The organism is Dietzia sp. DQ12-76 (assembly GCF_014145045.1).
In the GTDB taxonomy this organism is placed as follows: Bacteria; Actinomycetota; Actinomycetes; order Mycobacteriales; family Mycobacteriaceae; genus Dietzia.
In genome coordinates this window covers 1-5,507 of sequence record NZ_JAALDV010000503.1, presented here as the reverse complement: position 1 = coordinate 5,507, position 5,507 = coordinate 1, and the positions used below count along the sequence as shown (strand labels likewise).

Below are 5,507 nucleotides of genomic sequence, written 5' to 3'. Positions count from 1 at the left end.
TTACCCGTACCGGCCTGGACGGCCAGATGTTCGCCGGTGGCCAGGGCGTTGCCCACCGCCTCGGCCATGCGGACCTGTCCCGGCCGCTCGCTGCCGCCCAGGCTCTCGACCGCGGTGGCGAGCAGCTCGGAGACAGGGGGAAGCGAGTCGGTCACCCGGTCACCCTAGCGGCCCGGTGCGACGCCGGACACGGGGCCGGGCACCGGTGGATCAGCGTCACGGACCCGGCGGCACCACACGCACGGGGACCGCCGGCTCGCCCTCGCTCAACGCCAGGCCCTCCCACGGCAGCGTCACCATCGCTGCCTGGTGGAACGTCCGCGACTCCTCCAGGGACGGCAGGTCGGGGACGGGGGCGCCCTCGCGCATCAGGGGGACAATCAGATCCCTCTGCTCCAGTCCCGGTTCAGCGGTCACGGACCCCGCCCACGGTAGGAGCACCTCCTCGACCGCGGTGCCGGATCGTCGGTGGAGTCGGACGGCCCGCTTGGCGCCCGGCAGGGACTCCTTGTGGGTCGAGCGCTTGGCCACGGGGATGCCGTCCACCTCGACGAGCTTGTAGACCATCCCCGCGGTGGGGGCGCCCGAGCCGGTCACCAACCGGGTGCCCACCCCGTAGGCGTCGACGGGCTCGGCCCGCAGCGCCGCGATCGCGTACTCGTCCAGGTCCCCGGAGACCACGATGCGGGTCCCGTGGGCGCCCAGGGAGTCCAGTTGCACACGCACCTGCCGGGCCAGCATCCCGAGATCGCCCGAGTCGATGCGGACCCCGCCCAGCCCGGGCCCGGCCACCTCGATCGCCGTGGCCACGCCGCGGGTGATGTCGTACGTGTCCACCAGCAGGGTTGTGCTCACACCGAGGGTGGCGACCTGAGAGCGGAAGGCGGACGCTTCGTCCGGGCCGTCCGGACCGGTGTGCAGCAGAGTGAACGCGTGGGCCGACGTGCCGGCGGAGGGGACCCCGTGCCGTCGGGTGGCCTCGACGTTCGAGGTGGAGGCGAACCCCGTGAGGTAGGAGGCGCGGGCCGCGGCCACTGCGGCCTCCTCGTGCGTGCGGCGTGAGCCCATCTCGATGATCGGGCGCCCGTCCGCCGCGGAGGTCATCCGCGCGGCGGCGGAGGCGATCGCGCTGTCGTGGTTGAGCACGGACAGCACCAGCGTCTCCAGCAGCACGCACTCGGCGAACCCGCCCCGGACGGTCAACACCGGGGATCCGGGGAAGAAGAGCTCCCCCTCGGGATACCCGTCCATCCGTCCGGTGAAACGGAAGTCCCGCAACCACCCGAGGGTCCGCTCGTCGAGCGAGTCGGCCACCGTCGCGAGCTCCTGTTCCCCGAAGCGGAAGTCCCGGAGTCGCTCCAGGAGCCGTCCGGTGCCGCCGACGACGCCGTACCGGCGACCGGCCGGCAGTCGCCGGGCGAACACCTCGAACACGCAGGGACGGTCGGCGGTGCCGTCGGCCAGCGCGCCGCTGATCATCGTGAGCTCGTACTTGTCCGTCAGCAGCGCGGTGGACGGACGGTCCGGCGGGTGAGGGGCGCGCGTCGGCGCGGTCGAGGTCACCCGGCCGACTCTACGGCGTGGCCGACCCGGCGGTAATCCGTATCCTTGGCCGTATGCACACCGTCACCGCACAGACCGCGGACGACCGGAGCGTCGTCCCCGTGATGGCGATGCCGTCGGCCGCGCCCGTGGAGGACACGGAGACCGAGCTCGACGCCGGGGTGGACAGTCCCTGGCTCACGGTCGTGTGGGACGACCCGGTCAACCTCATGAGCTACGTGACCTTCGTCTTCCAGCGGGTCTTCGGCTACAGCCGGGAAAAGGCACACGAGCTCATGCTCAAGGTCCACAACGACGGTCGCGCCGTGGTCTCCTCCGGCAGTCGCGACAAGGTGGAGAACGACGTGCGCAAGCTGCAGGAGGCCGGACTGTGGGCCACGATGCAGCGGGAGGCCTGAACCGGTGAAGGCCTGGCAGCGCAAGACCTCCCTCACCGGCCCGCGGGTCAAGGCGGTCATGGAGAGCCACGAGGTGCAGATCCTCCACGCCCTGGTGTCCAACATCGTCGACATGTTGGAGCAGCGGCGCGACTCCGCACCGCGGGACGAGCTGGCCGAGATCACCGGCATGCGCAGCGGACACTCCGAGCTCCCCGCCGAGGCCCCACTCGCCCGCCTGCTGCCGGATTTCCACCGTCCCGAGCCGGGGAGCGCCTCCGACGCGGACGCCGCGGCGGTGGCCCGCGCCCACAACTCGGGGATGCGCATGCTCCACGAACCGGAGATCATCGACGCCAAGCTCGCGGCGGCCTCGACGGTCCTGAGGTCGCTCCCGGCACGCGGGGGGACGGTCTCGCTCAGCCCCGAGCAGGCGCAGGCCTGGATGGGCTGTCTCAACGACGTGCGGCTCGGCCTGGGCGCGTTGCTGCTCGAGGCGGGGGCGGTGGACGGGGTCCCGGCCACGGACATCCCCGAGTACGTCGAGGAGGACGACCCGAGGTCGGCGCACCTGGACGTCTACCACTGGTTGACCTTCATGCAGGACTCCCTGTGTTCGGTTCTGACGGGGAAGTGAGGAGAGCACGGTGAATCCAGATCCACGCACGTTCCGGTCGGGGGGCGTCCAGGCCGCCCGGCCCGTCCCCCAGGGACCGCGCCGCTGGCCGGCGCTGATCCTGCTCTTCGCCTTTGTCGCGCTGATGTGGGTGGTCGAGGCGGCCGACCAGGTCATCCGGGCCGCTATCGGGCCACCCCAGACCCTCGACAACTACGGTGTCCGCCCCCTGAGCACCGACGGGTTGCCCGGAATCATCTTCCAACCCTTCCTCCACGGGGACTGGGCTCACCTCATCGGCAACTCGATCGCCCTGCTCGTGCTGGGCTCGATCATCGCGATGTCCGGGATCCGGCCCCTGATCAGCGTCACGCTCATCTCGTGGCTGGCCTCGGGTGTGGTGTCGTGGATCCTGGGCGGGGCAGGGACCGTCCACATCGGGGCGTCGGGGATCGTGTTCGGCTACATCTTCTACGTGATCGTCCGGGGACTGTTCTCCCGACGGATCCTGCATCTGCTGGTCGGGCTCGTCATCGGCTTCTATTACGGGCTCGAGGCGCTCGCCGGTCTGTCCCCGATGCTGGACGGCGTGTCCTGGCAGGGGCACCTCGGCGGAGCCATCGGCGGCGTGCTCTCGGCGTACGGGCTCAAGCGTGACCGCAGGCCACAGGCCGTCACCGCCGGACAGCCGGGGTGGAACTCCGGTCCGCGCAGGTGACGTCCCCGGACCCGCTGGCCCCGATCGGGGTCTTCGACTCCGGCGCGGGCGGACTCACCGTGGCCCGGGCGATCATGGACCAACTCCCCGACGAATCGCTGATCTACGTCGGGGACACCGCCAACGGGCCATACGGACCGCTGCCGCTGGCGCGGGTCCGCGAGCACGCCCTGGCGGTCGCGGACTCCCTCGTCGACCGGGGGGTCAAGGCTCTGGTGATCGCGTGCAACACCGCCTCGGCGGCGATGCTGCGGGACGCCCGTGAGCGCTACCCGGTTCCGGTGGTCGAGGTGATCCAGCCGGCGGCCAGGCGGGCGGTGGCCACCACGCGGTCGGGTCGCATCGGGGTGATCGCCACGCGCGCCACGGTCGCCTCCCTGGCCTACGACGACGCGGTGGCCGCCGCGACCGGCGTCGAGCTGACCTCGGTGGCGTGCCCGAAATTCGTCGAGTTCGTCGAGCGTGGCATCACCAGTGGTCGGCAGGTGCTGGGCCTGGCGGAGGCGTACCTCGCCCCGATCAGGGATGCCGACGTGGACACCCTGGTCCTGGGGTGCACCCATTACCCGCTGTTGTCCGGGGTGGTCCAGCTCGCGGTGGGCGATCACGTCACGTTGGTCTCCAGCGCCGAGGAGACCGCCAAGGACGTGGTGCGCGTCCTCACCTCCCAGGACCTCCTGCGACCCCACGACGCGCAGACCCCGGCCCTGCGGGAGTTCCTCGTGACCGGTGACCCGGACGGTTTCCGTCGGGTGGCGTCCCGGTTTCTCGGCCCCGACCTGGTGGCCGTCGGCCGCGCGGCCGCGGTGTGAATCCTCCCCACCGACGGACGCGGGACAGCCCTCGGGAGCACACCCCGGGCGGCGGCGGGCCGACCGTGGCACGATGGTGCCCATGCTTCTGACTGTCCTGGGTTGCTCGGGGAGTATCGGCGGACCCACCTCGCCGGCGTCCGGGTATCTGGTCGAGGTCGAAGGAATCGGGCCCGTCGTGATCGACATGGGGCCCGGGGTGTTGGGGGCTCTGCAGCGGTACATCTCGCCGGAGACCGCCACCGTTCTGCTGTCCCATCTCCACGCTGACCACTGCCTGGACGTCCCGGGCCTGATGGTGCTGCGGCGCTTCGGCCCCGAGGCGGAGCACGCGGTCCGCATGCCGCTCATCGGCCCGTCCGGGACCGCCTACCGGATCGGGGTCGCCTCATCGGAGGAGCCCGGCGCCGTGGACGATCTCTCGGACACGTTCGAGGTGGGATCGTGGGAGGTCACCCCGGACATGGAGTTGAGGCGCGAGGACGACGAGGTGGCCCTGCGTGTGCGAGCCGACCGGGTAGATCACCCGCCGGAGTCCTACGGGCTGAGGCTGACCTCGGCGTCCGGTCGCGTCCTGGCCTACAGCGGCGACACCGCCTACTGCGAGGCGCTGATCGAGCTCGCGGCGGGGGCGGATGTGTTCCTCTGCGAGGCCTCCTGGACAGACGAGGAGGGTCGTCCACCGGGCATCCACATGTCCGGTGCCGAGGCGGGTCGCACCGCCCGTCTCGCCGGGGTGGGGCGTCTGGTGCTCACCCACATCCCGCCGTGGACGGACAGCGAGGCCGTGCGCGCCGAGGCCGCCGCGGAGTTCGACGGCGAGGTCATGCTGGCGGAACCGGATCTGCGACTCGAGGTCTAGCCACCCGGGTCCTCGCAGGAGAGCTACCCGGTCGACGGACGGCGGTGGCCGCTAGGATCGGCGGGCGTGACCTCATCTACTGACGGCAGAACAGACGGACGCGCGGACGGCGACCTCCGCGACGTGACCCTCACGCGGGGATTCACCTCGCACCCGGCCGGATCGGTTCTCGTGACCTTCGGTCAGACCCGGGTCATGTGCACGGCGAGCGTGACCGAGGGCGTGCCGCGCTGGCGCAAGGGGTCGGGCCTGGGATGGTTGACCGCGGAATACGCGATGCTGCCGGCCGCGACCCACGAGCGCTCGGGGCGCGAGTCGGTCCGCGGCAAGGTGGGTGGACGCACCCACGAGATCAGCCGCCTGGTCGGCCGGTCCCTGCGCGCCTGCATCGACCTGTCAGCACTGGGGGAGAACACCATCGCGTTGGACTGCGACGTGCTCCAGGCGGACGGCGGCACCCGCACCGCCGCGATCACCGGGGCCTACGTCGCGCTCGCGGACGCGGTGACCTGGCTGGCGGCCAAGGGCGCCGTCACCGGGAACCCCCTGACGTGTGCTG

At 71.5% G+C, this 5,507-nt stretch carries 7 protein-coding genes; 6 read left to right on the top strand and 1 reads right to left on the bottom strand.

Annotation, left to right across the window (positions count from 1 at the left end; translation table 11 throughout):
- Positions 1 to 216 precede the first annotated feature (216 nt).
- Entirely contained in the window at positions 217 to 1,563 is a 1,347-nt protein-coding gene (locus G6019_RS15640) for a nicotinate phosphoribosyltransferase (RefSeq protein ID WP_182613325.1), read from the bottom strand.
- Positions 1,564 to 1,667: 104 nt separating this feature from the next.
- On the opposite strand from G6019_RS15640, the gene clpS reads away from it, so the two are divergent.
- The 6 genes from clpS to rph all read left to right on the top strand — a co-directional run.
- Positions 1,668 to 1,961 carry an ATP-dependent Clp protease adapter ClpS gene (gene clpS, locus G6019_RS15635; protein ID WP_370446352.1) on the top strand — a complete coding sequence of 98 codons (294 nt, stop codon included), beginning with the start codon at positions 1,668 to 1,670 and terminating at the stop codon, positions 1,959 to 1,961.
- 4 nt (positions 1,962 to 1,965) lie between these two features.
- Complete coding sequence (locus G6019_RS15630; protein WP_107756002.1) at positions 1,966 to 2,577, top strand: DUF2017 domain-containing protein; 612 nt, start codon at positions 1,966 to 1,968, stop codon at positions 2,575 to 2,577.
- Positions 2,578 to 2,587: 10 nt separating this feature from the next.
- On the top strand, positions 2,588 to 3,274 hold the full coding sequence (locus G6019_RS15625) for a rhomboid family intramembrane serine protease (RefSeq protein WP_107756003.1): 687 nt from the start codon (positions 2,588 to 2,590) through the stop codon (positions 3,272 to 3,274).
- Positions 3,250 to 4,086 (top strand): glutamate racemase, encoded by an 837-nt coding sequence (gene murI, locus G6019_RS15620; protein ID WP_231750502.1) that lies wholly within the window; start codon positions 3,250 to 3,252, stop codon positions 4,084 to 4,086. Before G6019_RS15625 ends, murI begins: the two co-directional genes overlap by 25 nt.
- An 82-nt stretch (positions 4,087 to 4,168) precedes the next feature.
- On the top strand, positions 4,169 to 4,948 hold the full coding sequence (locus G6019_RS15615) for an MBL fold metallo-hydrolase (protein WP_107756004.1): 780 nt from the start codon (positions 4,169 to 4,171) through the stop codon (positions 4,946 to 4,948).
- Positions 4,949 to 5,014: 66 nt separating this feature from the next.
- On the top strand, positions 5,015 to 5,507 hold a 493-nt coding region (gene rph / locus G6019_RS15610; RefSeq protein WP_182627994.1), incomplete at its 3' end, for a ribonuclease PH.